Here is a 15,988-nt window from a genome sequence, read left to right on the forward strand (position 1 = left end):
TCCTCGATGGGCGCGAGCCCCTGCCGTGGGAATCAAGGGGCAGAGACGAACGTCGTCGTGCGCACCTGGCGCAGATCGACCCTGCTCTCCGGGTCGAACGCCGGATCCGGGTCGCCCGTGCGGCTCCGGGTCACGGACACGGTGACGTTGCAGGTCTCGGCCTTGTCCGAGCTGGTCGCCGACAGCTCGTTCGCCGGGATGGTGAAGCTGCCCGGATCGCCGGGGACCTCGAAGGTGTCGCTGAAGATGCAGTCGCCGTCGACCTCGATCTCCATCGGATCGCTCGACGTGCCGGTCCAGGTGATGGTGAACGCCTCGGCGCGCGAGGCGTCCTCCGGCGGGACAGGGTTGAGCGCGAAGGGCGCGGGCAAGGTCCCGGCGCTCCTCGGGGCGCCGTCGTCGTCGACGCGCTCCAGCGACACCACGAACTCCGTGCCCTCGGCGCCCACCCGGAAGTCGGCCTGGTACACCCCCGTGCTCTCCACGCCCATCTCGACGCGGTCACCCCCGCCGGCCGAGGCGTAGATCGCGTCTCCGCTGCTCAGGTCCACGTAGGTGTTGCTCTGCGCACCACCCGTGAGCAGCGTGGCCACCACCTCCGACGACGTCCCGTCAGTCGACTCCACCTCGATCAGCGCCGCGATCCCCGCGGTGCGCAGGTTCTTGGAGTCGATGGTCTCGGTGCAACCCGTGGCGAACAGGGCGACCGCGACGGCGATCGTCCCCCCCAGCATCCTCGTTGTCATAAGCAATCCCTCCGAAGCGTGAACGACCCCCCGGCGCGCGGGAGAGCCTACCTTTATGTACGACCATTGCCGGGCGACCGTCCAGCCGGGCGCACGAAACGGCGGCGTGGTGAGGCTCGTCTGGGTGGTGCGAAGGTGGAGCGGGGGCGGCGCAGGTGGGGTGCGGGGGCGGCGCGGGTGGGGTGCCAGACAGGCCGCCTGGCGCGTCGCGGCGCCCTTGCGTCACGCGCTTTTCCCGGAGATCCTGGCCGTTCGGGCGCGCTTGACGCACGCGGCCACCGCGCCGATACGCGTGGATGGACACGTGCCTTTGCACGCGGGTTCTGCAGCACGAGAGGTGGGTATGAGGCGTCGTATGCGCTGGTTGGGATCTGTCGCCATGGTGGCGGGGATGACGGGATGCGGGACGGGGACCATGGAGGTCCCGCTTGAGGGGCCTGGCGCTCCCGGACAGGCCACGTTCTCGCCCGATGAACCCACGGAGCTGTACCTCGTGGAGTTCGAGGTGCCCTCGCTCTCCCGCGGCGGCAGCGAGGAGCTGCTCGACATCGAGCGCGTCGACTTCCGCGAGCAAGCGGCAGCGCGGAACCTGCGCTACCGCGAGCGCTTCACCTTCGGCGACCTCTGGAACGGACTCTCCATCCAGATCGGCGCGGACGACGCCACCGAGATCGCGCGCATGCCGCACGTGAAGGCGGTCTTCCCCGTGGTCCCGTTCGAGCTCGACGAAGGCGACACGCCACCCGAGTCGCCCGAGCCCACCTCGGACCCCGAGCTGGCAGGCGCCACCACCATGTCCGGCGCGACCGTCGTCCGCGACTCCCTCGGCCTCACCGGCCACGGCGTGTTCGTCGCGGTCATCGACACCGGCATCGACTACCACCACCCCGACCTCGGCAACGGCTGCTTCGGCCCGGGCTGCCGCGTCGCCTTCGGCCGCGACTTCGTGGGCAACGTCTACGACAGCGCCAACACCACCATGCAGCCCACCCCGGACGCCGACCCCGACGACTGCGGCGGGCACGGCACCCACGTCGCCGGCATCATCGGCGCGAGTGGCGGGGTGACCGGCGTCGCCCCCGAGGTGACCCTCGGCGCCTACAAGGTCTTCGGCTGCTCCGGCTCCACCAGCGCCGACATCATGATCGCCGCCATGCAGCAGGCCCGCGCCGACGGGGCCCGCGTCGTCAACATGAGCATCGGCTCGCCCTTCGCCTGGCCCGAGTACCCCTCCGCGGTCGCCGCCGACCAGCTCGTCGAGCAGGGCGTCGTCGTGGTGACCTCGGGCGGCAACAGCGGCGATGGCGGCCTGTTCGCCACAGGCGCCCCCGGCACCGGCAAGCGCGTGATCGCCTCTGCCGCGCTCAACAACAAGCAGCAGAGCCTCTTCTCCTTCTCCGCCGACGCCACCCCCTACGGCTACTCCCGCGCGACGGCCGCTCCCGTCTCGCCCCTCTCGGGCTCCCTCCCGCTGGTGCGCACCGGCACCATCACCTCCGACGCCGATGCCTGCACCGCGCTGCCCGCCGGCAGCCTCGCGGGAAAGGCGGTGCTGATCCGCCGCGGTGGCTGCACCTTCTACGTCAAGGCGCAGATCGCGCAGAACGCCGGCGCCGCGGCGGTGATCCTCTACAACAACACGAGCGGCGCCCTCTCGCCCACCGTGGCTGGCACCCCCGCGATCACCATCCCGGTCGTGGCGCTCACCCAGACCACCGGCGAGGCGCTCGACGCCGCCATGACTGCGGGCACCAGCTCCATCACCTGGACGAACCAGTTCGTCACCACCCCCGTCACCACCGCGGGTCAGGTCGTCTCCTTCAGCTCGTACGGAGTGACCGCGGAGCTCGACCTCAAGCCCGACCTCGCGGCGCCCGGCGAGTTCATCTTCTCCACCTACCCCCTGGAGCTTGGCGGCTACCTCTCGCAGGGCGGCACCTCCATGGCCTCGCCGCACATCGCGGGCACCGTCGCCCTCCTCCTCGAAGGGCGCCCGGCGCTTCCGGCCTGGCAGGTGCGCGACGTCCTCCAGAACTCCGCGGTCCCCGCGCCCTTCGGCGAGAACCTCGCGAGCGGCCTGCCCGACCACACCTTCCGTCAGGGCGCCGGCATGGTCCGCATCGACCGCGTCTTCGAGAACGACGTGGTTGTCTCGCCCGGCAAGATCTCGCTCGGCGAGGACAAGCCCGCGCCTCACGCGGTCACCCTGACCCTGCAGAACATGGGCGAGGAGCCCCGGACCTACGTCCTGAGCCACGTCGCGGCGCCCTCTGCCTCCGGCAACCACTTCACCCCCACCAAGATCGTGACCGACGCTGCGGCCGTGCAGTTCAGCCCCGCGACCGTCACCGTGCAGCCCGGTGGGTCCACCACGGTCGACGTCACCATCACCTCGAACGCCGCCCTGCCCGAGGGCGCCCTCTACGGCGGCTACGTGGTCCTCACCCCCGAGACGGCCCCCGCGCAGGGCGACGGCGTGCTGCGCGTCCCCTACGCCGGCTACAAGGGGGACTACCAGCTCCTGCCCACCATCACCCCCAACGGCAAGAGCTACCCCTGGCTCGCGCGCTACGGCGGCGTCGACCTCGCCACCGGAAAGCCGATCTTCAACAACCAGCCGAACGGCGCGACCTTCTCCACCTTCTCGGGCAGCGACCTCCCCTACGTGGTCGCGTTCATCAACCACAGCCCGCGCAAGCTGATCCTCGACGTCTTCCAGGCGACCACCATGAAGCCCTGGGGCCGCGTCCGCGAGGTCGACTACGTCTTCCAGACCGCGACCGCCGCGGACTTCACCTACTACTCCTGGAACGGCTACACGACCCTCAACAAGAAGACGGTCAAGGTCCCGAACGGCCAGTACGTCATCAAGATGCAGCTCCTCCGCGCCCTCGGTGACGAGAACAACCCGGCGCACTGGGACACCTGGACCTCGCCAGTGCTCACCGTCAACAGACCCTGAGCTGGAGCTAGAGAAGGAGGGGCTCCGCCTGCCGGGGAGCCCCCTCCGCGGCGTCCGTCAGCGGATGGTGACCGCCAGCCGGTAGTCGAACTGCCCGTTCGGATCGCTGGGGTCTTGCGCGAACGGCGAGGCGAGCACCTGCAGGTAGTACGTCCCCGAGAGGTGGCTCGCGTAGCTGTCCGTGGCCGGCGTCCCGATGCCGTCGATGCGTGAGCAGAACTCGCGGCCGCCGTCGTCGTCGAAGCCGACCTCCTGCCCCGTGGCGTCGTACAGCACCAGGTAGCTGTCGATGCCGCCCGACTCGCAGGTCTCCGCGCCACCCTCCACGATCTCCGCGCGCAGCGACTTGCCTGCCGGCATGTCGATCTGGAAGTAGTCCGAGTCCTCGCTGTCCAGGTGCCCGCCGAGCACGTAGATGTCGCTGCCGATCAGCCCGTCGGCGGCGCTCAGGAGGTCGTTCACCTCGGTCTCGGTGCCCCCGTCGGTCACCTCGCGCGCCTGCACGGTGTAGGCCGCGATCGCCGCGTTGTTCCCGTACTCCTCCACCTGCAGGTAGTAGATGCCCTCGGGGAGGTACACCATCAGCGCCGAGCAGCTCCCCACCCCGCTGTTGTCGTCGCTGTAAAGCTGGGTGCCGCCCATGTCGAGGATGCGGATGGTGGTGGCGATGCCGGCGCAGCCCTGGCCCGTCGCGTCGAAGGTCTCGATGCGCATCATCCGGTCCTGGCCCGGCACGAACATGGCGAACACGTCGACGTCGCCCACCGCGCCGATGCTCGCGCTCACGAGCCCGGTCTGGTTGACGTGGACCAGGTTGTCGAGCGCCTCGCTGGTGGTGTTGTTGGGCTCGATCTCGGGCGTGGTCTCGAAGGCGCACACCGAGCTGCAGCCGTCGTCGTTGTCCACGTTCCCGTCGTCGCAGGTCTCGGGGGCGTCCACGTACCCGTCACCGCAGACCGCGACGCGATCGCAGGTCGCGGTGCAGCTCGCGCCGCCGTCGCACTCCTCGCTGCCCTCGACCACCCCGTCGCCGCACCGGGCGGTGAGCTTGATCTCCACCCGGTAGGTGGGGATCACGGTGTTGTTGCCCCGGTCCTCGATGTCCACGTAGTAGGTGCCGGCCGGCAGGTGCCTCACGCCCGCGTTGAGCGCCGGATCGACCCTGGAGCACTTGCCGATGCCCCCGTCGTCCGCGGACGCGATCACCGTCTGCTGGTCGGTCCCGAGCACGAAGGCGTAGGTGTCGATCCCCGCGCAGGAGCCGGGCCCGTTCCCGTCGAACGTCTCGATGTGCACGTCCGACGTCGCCGTCAGCGTGAACGCATAGTAGTCGACGTCGTTGGCGGGGTTGATGCTCCCCTGGAGCAGCGCGTAGGGCATGAACGGCCCGTTCGCGGTGCTCGCCGTCCCGTTCGGCTCCTGCTCCAGCGACAGCTCCAGCGCGCAGCTCGCGTTGCAGCCGTCGCCCGGCGTGGTGTTGCCGTCGTCGCAGGTCTCCGGCGCGTCGACGAACCCGTCGCCGCACACGGCCACCCGGTCACAGGTCGCCGTGCAGCCCGGGCCCCCGTCGCACTCCTCCGCGCCGGACACCACCCCGTCCCCGCAGCGCGCGAGCTGCTCGACGAGGAGCGTGTAGCCGGCGATGGTCCCGTTGTTCAGGTAGTCCTCGACCTTCACGTAGTACGTGCCGGCCGCGAGGTGCCGCGCCGCCTCGTCGCCAGGCACCGAGGCATTGATCGCCCCGCAGGCGTTCACCCCGCCCGTGTCCCGCGAGATCAGCGCCGTCGTCCCGTCGCTGCCGAGCAGGGTGACCACGGTGTCCACGCCCAGTGCGCACGCGTCCGGCCCGGTCCCGTCGAAGGTCGCGATCCGGAGATCCGAGGTCGCCGTCAGGGTGATCGCGTAATAGTCGACGTCCCCGACCGGGGTGATCGCGCCCCCGAGCAGCACCACTGGCGCATACGGCCCGTTCGCCTGCGCGTCCGTGTTGTTCGGCTCCGTCTCGGTGAGCTGCTGGAGCTGGCAGGACGCATCGCAGCCGTCGCCCGGCGTGGTGTTGCCGTCGTCGCAGGTCTCGGGCGGGTCGATGAAGCCGTCACCGCAGGTGGGGATCCGCCTGCAGCTCTCGTCGCAGCCCGGCGTGCCGTCGCACTGCTCGCCGCCCTCCACCACGCCATCGCCGCAGAGCGCGTCGTAGCTGACCGTCAGCGTGTAGCCCTGGATGGTGAGCCCCGCGGAGCCTACCCGCACGTAGTACGTGCCGGCCTCCACCCGCGCCGCGGCCCCCGAGATGAGCGAGCAGGCGCCGGGCCCCCCGTCGTCATCCGCCGCGAGCTGGGTCGTCCCGTCACCCGCGAACAGCGCCACGGTGGTGTCGATGTTCAGGCAGCTCGAAGGCCCGCTCGCATCGAAGGTGGCGATCCGCAGGTCGGCGGCCTCCGGTACCTCGAACACGTACCAGTCCACGTCCGAGGCCGGCGTGATGGCGCCGCTCACCAGCACCTCGGGCGAGAACGGTCCGTCGGCCTCCCCGGGGGTCCCGTTCGGCTCGCTCTCCGTGAAGGCGTCCACCTGACAGGTGGCGCTGCAGCCATCGAAGTTCACCTGGTTGCCGTCGTCACAGGCCTCGGCGCCCGCGACGATCCCGTCGCCACAGACCGTGGCGCAGACGCTCGGCGCGCCGCTGCAGCCGTACCCGGCCTCCACCGTGCAGGCCGCGTCGCAGCCATCGCCTGCGGTGACGTTGCCGTCATCGCACGTCTCTCCCGCGCCCACGACGCCGTCTCCGCATGTCACCGAGGTGCCGCCGCCCGCGCCGCCTCCTCCGCCGACGCCACCGCCAGCACCGCCGACGCCACCGCCAGCACCACCGACGCCACCTCCAGCACCACCGACGCCACCGCCAGCGCCGCCCGCACCACCGACGCCACCTTCACCACCTTCACCGCCGACGCCACCGCCAGCACCACCGACGCCACCGGCACCGCCGCCGCCGCCACCGGCACCGCCGCCGCCCCCGCCAGCGCCGCCTTCGCCCCCGCCGGCACCGCCGCCAGCACCGCCGACGCCGCCGCCCCCGCCGCCATCTCCGTCGGCTGGAGGAATCCTCGATCGATCCACGGAAGTGATGAGCTCGCAGCCCAGAGAGCCTGTCGCTCCCAGGGTGAGCAGCATCGCTGCTACTGCACGATTTACGGACGACGTCATGCGCGTGATCCTTGGTGGTGGCGCCCTCGCCCGCAGACGTCACGCGTCAGGGTGACCGAGTGCGCGGTCCTGCTGCCCCTGTTCCCCGAACTCGGGCCGCCCAGCCGGGAGGGGTTCTCAGGGTACGGAGTACCAGAAAAGGAACGTCAGGGGCGAGCGTCTCGCGGGGGTCCAGGGCGTGGTGATGCCCCCCACGAGCTTCCCCGGCGGGGCGAGGGGACGCGCGTCCCTCCGTGGAGACTCAGAGCTGCGCGGCGGAGAAAACCAGGTCGATTGTGGCGCTCTGGCCTGCCACGTAGGTCGCGGGGACCATCTCGTAGGCCTGGCCCTGTGGGCTCGCGTGCCGCCCATCCATCTGGCACCAGCCGGTGGCGTCTTGGGGCGACACGCACTCGCAGTACTCGTTGTTCCCGTCCTCGCACCCGCTCACCTTCAAGTGGACCTGCGCGCGCATCTGGAACGTCTCGCCCGCCGGCAGGGAGGCGAGCCTGACGCAACTGTTGCTGTTGCGGTCCTCCGGGAGACACTTGTGGTCCATCGTCACGTCCTCGAGCACGAGGCCGTTCCAGTGGAAGGGGTACTCGCTGTGAGGATCGATGCGGTGGAGCGGGGTGCGGGAGCACTCGAACGTGCATGGAGCGTCGTCGCCGCTCCGGAGCCGCTCGCACACGGGCACGCACAGGTCCTCGTGCCACTGCACGTCGTTGCCTTCGGCATCGGTGAGGACGAAGGGATCGATCGGCCCGCACCCGGCCCGTCCTTGCAGGTAAATGGGCTGGTCGGTCTGGTTGATGAACCGGACGGTCACGTCGCCGGGAGGCTCGTTCCTGTAGTCCGCGCAGTCCGCCTTCGGCTCGCTCTTGTCGAGTTCGAACTTGCAGCCGGGCATTGCCATGAACGCGCACCCCGCCGTCGCTGCCGTGACGAGCGTCCACCGTGCGGCCGCACGCACCGCCCCGCCGCGCATGCCCGCCAGCAACTCCGCCTGCACCCTCAGCGCTTCTGGCCGCATCCTTCGCAGCATACCTCGCAGCATACCGTCGCAGATAGCACAGGCGATGCCAGCGCCGGGAGCGGCCGGCATCAAACCGACGGCGCGTCCTTGTTCCCGGCGAGGCGCGCCGCCCGCTCCTGCCGTTGCCGCGCGACCCAGGCCTCCGCCTCCGCTTCCGTCACCACCGCCTGAAGCAGGGGAATGTGCTTCCCGCGGCGGATCAAGGTCATGGCGTGCCAGGTCATCCAGGTGATCAGCCGCTGGTGGAGGTTCGCTCCCCACACCACGGACCCGTGGATGTGCCACATGCTTGGCGACTGTGCTGCGGCACGCCGGGTCTCCGAGGCCATGTCGCCGAGGCGCCTGAGGTCGGCCGAGACCATCACCCAAGACATCTCCTCGACGCACTCGAGGAAGATGTCGCCCAGCGTGGACATCTCGCGCGCGCTGATGTCCCCGAGGAACTCGATCCGGATCAGGTCCGGCGGCTCGACCCGGATCCGGTGCGCGCCGAGGTACTGCCAGCCATCTGGTGGTGTGGTCTCGAGCAACTTACGTCGCCCAGGAAACCCTTCATCGTTCCAGATCCCTGAATGCGTCGCGCCAGCCACTCGGCCCATCGTGTTTCCCCCTCGTTGAGATCCCGACACGGATGTCAGGCCTTACCTCAACGGGTACTACGAGCTGCAACGTTGAACAAGCCTTGCCCACGTCGCGGCCGGCCTTCGCGCGTCACCACAAAGTCCCTGATCCACACATGAAGTGGTGAGCCCCGCAACCAGCGTTGCTTTTTGCAACGCCCAGGTGCTCCCGGAGCGCAGGAAAGGCGACCCACACACGTCACGGTGGCTCGGGGAGCGCAGGAAAGGCGACCCCCACACGTCACAGTGGCCCGGGGAGGACCTCACGGCCGAAGGTGAGGGCTCCAGGGCTCCTTGGGGCAGCGGTCATGCCTGACGGCGGGCGCGCTGGGTGTCGAGGAAGGCGTGGGCCTCGGCCTGGGTGGAGACCACGGTCACGGGTGGCATGGGGTGGCTCTGTCCGAGCAGCCTCACGGCGTTCCAGACCATCGTCGCGAGCACGCGCTGCATGAAGCTGCCGCCCCACATGACGCAGCCGGCGAAGAGCGCGAGGTGGCCTTGATGCGCCGCCGTCCGCCGGGTGCTGGCAGGGAGGTCGCCGAGGTGGGTGATGTCCACGGAGAGCAGCATCCAGGGCAGCTCGCCCGAGAGCCGCCGGAAGATGCTCCCGAGCCGCGCCATCTCGGGCGCGCTCAGGTCGCCCCGGATCTGCAGTTCGACGAGGTCGGGCGGGAAGAGCCAGACCCGGTGCGCGCCGATCCGCTCCTCCAGGGTGTAGTTCGGTCCCGGTGGGGGGGAGGTGAGGCGGTCCGGCGATCCCTCCGCTTCGAGCTTGGTCTGCTCCACAGGGCGCAGCATAGCTCGACCCCTGTGCGGTGCTGGAGGCGCGAGGCGCTGGCCAGCAGGGTGGCGCAGGGTGGCCCCGCGCCCGGGACGCTCACTGGAAGACCAGTTCCACCGCCGCGTTGCCTTGCTGGTACGCGGCCGCCTGGGTGGGGCTCTTCGCGCCGGCCGGCGCGGTGGGGTAGCTGAGCAAGCACGCGCCTTCTCCGGTGGTGGGCTCACAGGCGCAGCCTTCGCTGGAGGCGGGATCGCAGCCGTCGATCGCCTTGTAGACCATCCCCGTCACCTCGTAGGGGCCGGCGCCGAGGACCTGCTGCTGGCAGGTGGCGTCGAGGGGCTCGCCGCTGTCGTCGCAGGCGTCGGAGCGCTCGGCGAGCACGAGCCCGGTCCAGGTCATGTCGTAGTGGCCGCCGGGAGCGATCTGCACGAGCGGCGGGAGCGCGCAATCTGCGGCGCAGTCGAGGCCCACCGTCGCGCAGGTCTGCGCGCACGGCCCGACGTACCAGGGGACGACGGCGCCCGCCTCGTCGCGCAGCTCGAAGGCGTCGAGCCAGCCGCAGCCCCTCTCCGAGCCCAGGTAGATGACCTCGTCGCTTCCGTTCGTGAACCGCACCGTGACCTCGGTGGCCGCCTCGTTGTCGTAGTCCGAGCACTCGGCAGGGCCTCCAGTGCCGCCCTCCGAACCCTCGCTACACCCGGCCGCCAGCGCCGTCGCCGCTGCCGCCATCACCCAGCAAAGCCCTGCCAAGCTCTTCATCGCCGTACGCATGGGAGGCGTCACTAGCACGGCAGATGCCAGCGCGTGGAGGCGCCGCCGCAGGGCAAGCGGGAGCAAGGGAACGCGCCGCCGCGAAGGCACCTGGAAGGGCTCTTTCCCGGCGAGGCAGAGGGACACGCGGTGCAGGCGCAGCGCCTCGGAGGCGCGACCAGGGCACCCGTGCCCGCAGTGAGCTACGTTGGGCCACGGCAGGCGCCGGGGTGGGAGCAAGGGCGGGGAGGGGCATTGCCTGTTCAACGTCAGGGTGTGCAGACGTTGGACGATGTCGACACCGGGCAAGGACGCCACCGGGTGATGCCGACGCCGGAGGGTGTCGCGGCAGCGCTGCGGCGGGGGTGTGCTGCGGAGCGCCGCTAGAGAGAGGCTTCCGTCTGCACGTCGTGGCGGCGTTCGCCGTCGATCCAGGCGCGCGCCTCGTCCTCGGTCGCGCAGATGTGGAGGGGTTGCTTGTGAGGCTTGAGCCTCGCGATGGCCTTCATCAGCATGCTGGCGACGAGCCGCTGGGGGAAGGCGAGGCCGAAGGTCACCGCGCCCCTGAACCAGGGCGAGGGTTTGATGGTGGCCATCCAGCGGCGCACCTCGGGGGCGATGCTGCCCGAGTAGGTCGCGTCGTACAGCACCCGGTACTCCTGCGAGCCCGTCAGCTCCTCGGCCGCGAGGACGATGCGCTGCATGTCGTCGATGGAGATGACGCCGGAGAAGCGCACCACCAGGAGATCAGGAGCCTCGAACACGACGAGGTGGGCGCCGCATGGCCTTCGATGCTCGTTCATCATGGTGCACGCAGACTCCCCTCACGATGTCACCAGCCCGGCGACCCAGGTGAGAGTCATGTCTCCAGGGTACCTTTTACCCGAGCGGTGTCGGCGCTGGAGGAGGGCTGATGGGATTCGCGATGCAAAGGTGGCGCGGGTCACCCCCGACTCCGGTACCCTGGCGAGGATGGTCCACGCCGGCAGCGAGGCCGATGCCGTGAGCGGCGCGCAAGACGCCCAGCGCGATGCCTTCGAGCGGGGGCTGACGCGGGAGATCCTGATCAGCGAACGGCTGCGGGTGACCATCCTGGCGGCCATCCCCGGCATCGCGTTGATCCTGTTCCTGGCGGCGACGACGCAGTACCCGGAGCAGGTCGAGTGGGCGCTGCAGGGGGAGATGGACAGGCTGCGGGTCGGCATGCTCCTCGGGGGGTTCGCGACCTACGAGCTGATCGCGCTGCAGGGCGTGGAGCGGCTGCTCCGGAGCGGTCGGGAGCGCTCGCGGCTGCGGCGCTACCTGAACGCGCTGGTCGAGGTGAGCCTGCCGACGCTGGCGATCATCTACTACATGACGGTGGTGAGCCCGGTGGAGGCGCTGCTCTTGCCGCCGGTGTTCATCTACTTCGTGTTCATCCTGCTCTCGACGCTGGGGCTGGACTTCAAGCTGTGCCTGTTCACGGGGTTCGTGGCGGCGGTGGAGTACGCGCTGCTCGCGCTGGGGGCGCTCGACGGGGTGATGGGGGGCGGGACCCAGGCGCCGCTGTCGTCGATGGCGCACCACCTGGTGAAGGCGGCGATCCTGTTCGTGAGCGGTGTCGCGGCGGGGTTCGTGGCGCGGCGGCTGCGGAGCGGGTTCGTGAACACGCTGGAGTCGCTGGAGGAGCGCAACCGGGTGGTGAACCTGTTCGGCCAGCACGTGTCGGCGGCGGTGGTGGACGACCTGCTCGCGCGCAAGGCGGGGGCGCAGAGCGAGGTGCGCGAGGTGTGCGTGATGTTCGTGGACATCAGGAACTTCACCTCGTTCGCGGAGCAGCGGAGCCCGGAGGCGGTGGTGGCGTACCTGAACTCGGTGTTCGAGCTGATGATCGAGAGCGTGAACGAGCACCGGGGGATCGTGAACAAGTTCCTCGGTGACGGGTTCATGGCGGTGTTCGGGGCGCCGCTCTCGGACCCGGACTACTGCAAGAACGCGGTGGACGCGGGGCTGTCCATCGTGGCGAAGATCGAGGCGAAGGTGGCCTCGGGGGAGATCGCGCCGACGCGGGTGGGGATCGCGCTCCACGCGGGGGAGGCGGTGGTCGGGAACGTGGGGTCGACGATGCGCAAGGAGTACACCGTGATCGGCGACGTGGTGAACGTGGCCTCGCGGGTGGAGACGCTGAACAAGGAGCTGGGGTCGCAGATGCTGGTGACCGAGCGGGTGTGGGAGGCGAGCGGGAGGCCGATCGCCGACGCGACGCCGCCGATGTCGGTGCGGGGCCGGCGGGAGCCGCTCCGGCTTTATCAGCTCGCCTGAGGGCGGGGGTCGCGGCCGGTGGAGGGGTCGCGCGGGACGCGGGGGTCGCGGGAGGCGAGGGCCTCGGCGACGGCGGTGGCGATGGCGGGGCGGCCGAGGGGGACGCCGGTGATGGTGAGGACCTCGGCGAGGACGGCGCGCAGCTCGGTCTCGGCGTGGGGGGCGCTGGAGACGATGGAGACGCCGTAGCGCGCGCCGTCGGCGTCGAAGGCGAGCAGGTCGATCCGGGCGTCCTGGCCGAGGGTACCGGCGGCTTCGAGGAGCAGCTCGCGCACGTCGCTCTGGCCGATGGTGCTGGTGGCGAGGTTGAGGACGACGGTGACGGGGCGCGCGGGGCCGAGGACGCGGACGGGGTGGGTGAGGCCGAGGAGGTGAGGGACGCGGATCTCGTGGCCGCGCTCGTCTTCGAGGCGGGTCTCGAGGAGGGTGATGGCGCGGACGCGGCCGGCGCGTCCGCCGATCTCGGCGAAGTCGTCGACGCGGAACCTGCGGCCGTAGACGACGGCGACGCCGACGGCGACGGAGGCGAGGAGCGGGGTGACCGAGAGGCCGAGGGCGATGACGGCGACGATGCCGACGCGGGCGAGGGTGCCCTGGTCGTCGCCGGTGACGAGGGGGGCAGCGACGATGAAGAACGAGAGGACGATGCCGGCCCGGACGAGGAGGCTGGTGGGCGCGGCGAGGTCGGCGGGGAGCCACTCGACCTCGGTCTCGCCACGGCCGACGCTGTCGAAGAAGAGGCCGACGAAGCGGACCAGGACGACGAGGGCGATGCCGACGATGACGGCGACGATGAGCAGGGGCAGGGCGCCGACGAGCCTGACGAGCAGGGCATAGAGGGGCCCGAAGACGAAGCCGGTGAGCTGCTCGGCGTAGATGCGGGTGGGCTCGAAGAGCGAGAGCGTGATGAGGACCCAGCCGTAGGCGACGCCGATCTGGGCGAGGGCCTTGGAGGCGCCGACGCCGATGTTGAGCGCGGCGCGGAGGGAGGCGGGGCGGATGACCTCGATGGAGCGGAGGCGGATGGCGGGGACGCGCTCGGGGTGCTGGGCGATCCAGGTGCGGGTGGCGTCGGCGAGGCTGCCGGCGCGGCGGATGAGGAAGAGCGCGAGGAGGCCCGAGAAGACGACGAGGGCGAAGGAGAGGAGGGTGATCAGGGTGGCGCTGCGGGAGCGCTCCTTGCGGAGGGCGTCTCGGAGCTGGGGCGCGATGCGGACGGCGTAGGCGTGCGCGGAGGGGTCGCCGGCGGCGAGGGCGTCCTCGGGGCCCAGCTCCAGGACGGGGCGGTTGCCAACGACGATGAGGGCCGTGTCGCCCTGGGTCTCGACCTTGACCTCGGCGCTGCCGCCTTCCTCGGCAGCGCGGCGCAGGGCTGCGCTGGCAGCATCGGCGCGCTGTTCGGGCGAGAGGCCGTCGCGTGAGGCGTGGATGAGGAACGCCGGGGTGCGGAGGACGCGCACGGTCGCGGAGGGAAGCGCAGAGGGCGCGGAGGGGAGCGCAGAGGGCGCGGAGGGGAGCGCGGAGGGCAGCGCGGGTGCGGGAAGGGCGTCGGGGAGGGTGCTGGTCCCCGGGAAAGGTGCGGTGGGGGTGGAGGTGGCAGCGCGCGGAGCTTCGGGGAGCGCGGGCGCGGCGTGGGAGGGGGTGGCCAGGGGCGCGAGCGCGGCGAGGAACGCGAGGGTGCGCGCGGTGGCGGCCCAGCGCGAGAAGCGCGGGGGGGTGCCGGTCGGCAGGGTCGTGGCGGGATCCCTCAAGCGCGCGACTCCGTTCCAGGATCTCGTTCCGGGTCCGTTGCGCGGTGCTCGTGCGAAGAACCAGGGGGTGGCGATCATCGGGGAGCGTCAGGAGCAGACGGGCCCCTGATCCATGGTACGCAGTACCAGCTTCGGCTCCTGCCGTCGCGCAGGTCAAGCCGGGCGCGGACGGGCCGTACCCAGGTCGAGGGGATGGGGGAAAGTGGGCCAGCTCCCTGCCCTGCGCGAGGCCATCGGTGGTATGGGCGTCACCCCATGCAAACTCACCGACGACGTGCTCTGTGCGTGCTGACCCTGGCGGGCCTGGCTGGGCTCATGACGGCGCTCGGCGCTTGCACGACCTACACGCCTGCACCCAGCGCGGAGTCTGCGCCGGGGAACCCAGGGTCGCCGCCTGGGGCGCCGCCCGCAGCGCCGCCCGGGGCGCCGTCCGAGCCTGGCGCGGCAGAGCCTCAGGGCCCCGGCAAGCCGTGCATGGACATCCGGGCAGCGCTGGTGCGGTGTCCGGATGGCGAGGAGATCACCCACGAAGGGTGCGACGGGCCGGAGTACAACAAGCGCTGCGCGCCGAAGCGCGCGCCCTAAGGCCCACGCCGCAGTGACCCGTCCCATCGCCCTGCGCAGGGGCGGCGGGAGGTCGCTCGGGAGAGGGTCAGGGCCGGCCGAGGCGCGCCTGGTGCTCGCGGCGCAGCAGGCCGTAGATGGCGGTGTCGGTGTAGCTGCCGTCGCGGAACCAGTTCTCGCGGAGGAGCGCCTCGCGGGTGAAGCCGGCCTTTTCGAGGACGCGGGCCGAGGCGAGGTTCTGGGCGTCGAGGTGGGCCTCGGCGCGGTGCAGGCCCATGTGCTCGAAGCCGTACTGGAGGACGGAGCCGAGGGCCTCGGTCATGTAGCCCTTGTTCCGGTGCCGTGAGGCCAGCTCGTAACCCAACTCGGCCCAGTAGTGCTCCTTGTTCCAGGACCGGAAGCCGAGAGAGCCGATCATCTCGCCGGTGTCGCGCAGGGTGAGGGCCCAGCGGATGGACCTGACCTCGCGGATGCCGGCGGCGACGATCTCCAGGCGCTCCTTGCAGTCCTCCAGGGTGAGCGCGCTGCGGCCGGAGAAGCGCACCACCTCGGGGTCCGTGTACACGGCGTGGAAGACGCCAACGTCGTCCGGGGTCAGGGCGCGCAGGAGGAGGCGCGACGTCTCCAGGACGGGGAACGGGTCGAAGGAGAGCATGGGGTCAGGACGCGCCGAGGCGCGCCTGGAACTCGCGGCGCAGCAGGCCATAGACGGGGGTGTCCGTGTAGCGGCCGTTGTGGAACCAGTTCTCGCGGAGGAGCGCCTCGCGGGTGAAGCCGGCCTTTTCGAGGACGCGGGCCGAGGCGAGGTTCTGGGCGTCGAGCTGAGCCTCGATGCGGTGCAGGCCCATGTGCTCGAAGCCGTGGTGGAGGACGGGCCCGAAGGCCTCGCTCATGTAGCCCTTGTTCCAGTGCCGTGTGGCGAGTTCGTAGCCGATCTCGGCCCAGTGGTGCTCCTTGTTCCAGCGCCAGAAGCCGAGAGAGCCGATCATCTCGCCGGTGTCGCGCAAGGTGAGGGCCCAGCGGATGGACCTGACCTCGCGGATGCCGGTGGCGATGATCTCCAGGCGCTCCTTGCAGCCCTCGAGGTTGAGGGGGTCGCGGCCGAAGTAGCGCACCACCTCGGGGTCGCTCTCCAGGGCGTGGAAGACCTCGACGTCGTCCGGGGTCAGGGCGCGCAGGAGGAGGCGGGGCGTCTCCAGGACGGGGAACGGATCGAAGGAGAGCATGGAGGAGCGGAGATGATGCCGGTCCCCGCTGCCGTCAAGCGCGGCGGCGGGAGGTGAGGCGCCGC

14 protein-coding genes are annotated in these 15,988 nt (G+C 70.8%); 3 read left to right on the forward strand and 11 right to left on the reverse strand.

The genetic code is table 11. The annotated features are described in order from the left end of the window. Positions 1-32 precede the first annotated feature (32 nt). Complete coding sequence (locus CAP_RS24710) at positions 33-746, reverse strand: hypothetical protein (RefSeq protein WP_044245280.1); 714 nt, start codon at positions 744-746, stop codon at positions 33-35. 355 nt (positions 747-1,101) lie between these two features. Between CAP_RS24710 and CAP_RS24715 the strand changes: the two genes are divergently transcribed. Next, positions 1,102-3,708, forward strand: coding sequence for a S8 family peptidase (locus tag CAP_RS24715; RefSeq protein ID WP_052375860.1), 2,607 nt, complete (start codon positions 1,102-1,104; stop codon positions 3,706-3,708). Between the two features lie 57 nt (positions 3,709-3,765). Here the strand turns inward: CAP_RS24715 and CAP_RS53955 are convergent, their stop codons facing one another. The 7 genes from CAP_RS53955 to CAP_RS24745 all read right to left on the reverse strand — a co-directional run bounded on the left by CAP_RS53955 (position 3,766) and on the right by CAP_RS24745 (position 10,887). Then, on the reverse strand, positions 3,766-6,504 hold the full coding sequence (locus CAP_RS53955) for a DVUA0089 family protein (protein ID WP_052375862.1): 2,739 nt from the start codon (positions 6,502-6,504) through the stop codon (positions 3,766-3,768). Next, positions 6,501-6,794 (reverse strand): hypothetical protein, encoded by a 294-nt coding sequence (locus CAP_RS53960; protein WP_052375863.1) that lies wholly within the window; start codon positions 6,792-6,794, stop codon positions 6,501-6,503. The genes CAP_RS53955 and CAP_RS53960 overlap by 4 nt, the downstream gene beginning before the upstream one ends. Before the next feature lie 362 nt (positions 6,795-7,156). Beyond that, on the reverse strand, positions 7,157-7,927 hold the full coding sequence (locus CAP_RS24725) for a hypothetical protein (RefSeq protein WP_044245283.1): 771 nt from the start codon (positions 7,925-7,927) through the stop codon (positions 7,157-7,159). Positions 7,928-7,998: 71 nt separating this feature from the next. After that, positions 7,999-8,460 (reverse strand): hypothetical protein, encoded by a 462-nt coding sequence (locus CAP_RS24730; protein ID WP_044245286.1) that lies wholly within the window; start codon positions 8,458-8,460, stop codon positions 7,999-8,001. Between the two features lie 396 nt (positions 8,461-8,856). Beyond that, positions 8,857-9,348: a hypothetical protein gene (locus CAP_RS24735; RefSeq protein WP_044245288.1), complete on the reverse strand. Its 492-nt coding sequence runs from the start codon at positions 9,346-9,348 to the stop codon at positions 8,857-8,859. A gap of 79 nt (positions 9,349-9,427) precedes the next feature. Further along, positions 9,428-10,090, reverse strand: a complete 663-nt coding sequence (locus tag CAP_RS24740) for a hypothetical protein (protein WP_156041118.1) — start codon at positions 10,088-10,090, stop codon at positions 9,428-9,430. A gap of 374 nt (positions 10,091-10,464) precedes the next feature. Next, a complete protein-coding gene (locus CAP_RS24745; protein WP_044245291.1) occupies positions 10,465-10,887 on the reverse strand; it encodes a SpoIIAA family protein in 423 nt (140 codons plus the stop codon). Between the two features lie 166 nt (positions 10,888-11,053). On the opposite strand from CAP_RS24745, the gene CAP_RS24750 reads away from it, so the two are divergent. After that, positions 11,054-12,382, forward strand: coding sequence for an adenylate/guanylate cyclase domain-containing protein (locus tag CAP_RS24750; protein WP_197041342.1), 1,329 nt, complete (start codon positions 11,054-11,056; stop codon positions 12,380-12,382). On the opposite strand, the gene CAP_RS24755 is transcribed toward CAP_RS24750, so the two are convergent. Next, complete coding sequence (locus tag CAP_RS24755) at positions 12,370-14,133, reverse strand: DUF8459 domain-containing protein (protein ID WP_156041121.1); 1,764 nt, start codon at positions 14,131-14,133, stop codon at positions 12,370-12,372. The two genes, CAP_RS24750 and CAP_RS24755, sit on opposite strands and share 13 nt — an antisense overlap. Positions 14,134-14,388: 255 nt before the next feature. Here CAP_RS24755 and CAP_RS24760 point away from each other — a divergent pair, with 255 nt between their 5' ends. Further along, positions 14,389-14,718 carry a hypothetical protein gene (locus CAP_RS24760; protein WP_197041343.1) on the forward strand — a complete coding sequence of 110 codons (330 nt, stop codon included), beginning with the start codon at positions 14,389-14,391 and terminating at the stop codon, positions 14,716-14,718. Positions 14,719-14,785: 67 nt separating this feature from the next. Here CAP_RS24760 and CAP_RS24765 read toward each other — a convergent pair whose 3' ends face one another. Both CAP_RS24765 and CAP_RS24770 read right to left on the reverse strand, forming a co-directional pair. Then, positions 14,786-15,352 carry a GNAT family N-acetyltransferase gene (locus CAP_RS24765; protein WP_044245296.1) on the reverse strand — a complete coding sequence of 189 codons (567 nt, stop codon included), beginning with the start codon at positions 15,350-15,352 and terminating at the stop codon, positions 14,786-14,788. Between the two features lie 4 nt (positions 15,353-15,356). Continuing rightward, positions 15,357-15,923, reverse strand: coding sequence for a GNAT family N-acetyltransferase (locus CAP_RS24770; RefSeq protein WP_044245298.1), 567 nt, complete (start codon positions 15,921-15,923; stop codon positions 15,357-15,359). Positions 15,924-15,988 lie beyond the last annotated feature (65 nt).

This window comes from Chondromyces apiculatus DSM 436 (genome assembly GCF_000601485.1).
GTDB lineage: Bacteria > Myxococcota_A > Polyangia > Polyangiales > Polyangiaceae > Chondromyces > Chondromyces apiculatus.

Coding starts and splice junctions, on each gene's coding strand:
- CAP_RS24710 (WP_044245280.1), bottom strand. CDS start 746: ATGACAACGAGGATGCTGGGGGGGACGATCGCCGTCGCGGTCGCCCTG.
- CAP_RS24715 (WP_052375860.1), top strand. CDS start 1,102: ATGCGCTGGTTGGGATCTGTCGCCATGGTGGCGGGGATGACGGGATGC.
- CAP_RS53960 (WP_052375863.1), bottom strand. CDS start 6,794: ATGGCGGCGGGGGCGGCGGCGTCGGCGGTGCTGGCGGCGGTGCCGGCG.
- CAP_RS24725 (WP_044245283.1), bottom strand. CDS start 7,927: ATGCGGCCAGAAGCGCTGAGGGTGCAGGCGGAGTTGCTGGCGGGCATG.
- CAP_RS24735 (WP_044245288.1), bottom strand. CDS start 9,348: ATGCTGCGCCCTGTGGAGCAGACCAAGCTCGAAGCGGAGGGATCGCCG.
- CAP_RS24740 (WP_156041118.1), bottom strand. CDS start 10,090: ATGAAGAGCTTGGCAGGGCTTTGCTGGGTGATGGCGGCAGCGGCGACG.
- CAP_RS24745 (WP_044245291.1), bottom strand. CDS start 10,887: ATGATGAACGAGCATCGAAGGCCATGCGGCGCCCACCTCGTCGTGTTC.
- CAP_RS24750 (WP_197041342.1), top strand. CDS start 11,054: ATGGTCCACGCCGGCAGCGAGGCCGATGCCGTGAGCGGCGCGCAAGAC.
- CAP_RS24760 (WP_197041343.1), top strand. CDS start 14,389: ATGCAAACTCACCGACGACGTGCTCTGTGCGTGCTGACCCTGGCGGGC.
- CAP_RS24765 (WP_044245296.1), bottom strand. CDS start 15,352: ATGCTCTCCTTCGACCCGTTCCCCGTCCTGGAGACGTCGCGCCTCCTC.
- CAP_RS24770 (WP_044245298.1), bottom strand. CDS start 15,923: ATGCTCTCCTTCGATCCGTTCCCCGTCCTGGAGACGCCCCGCCTCCTC.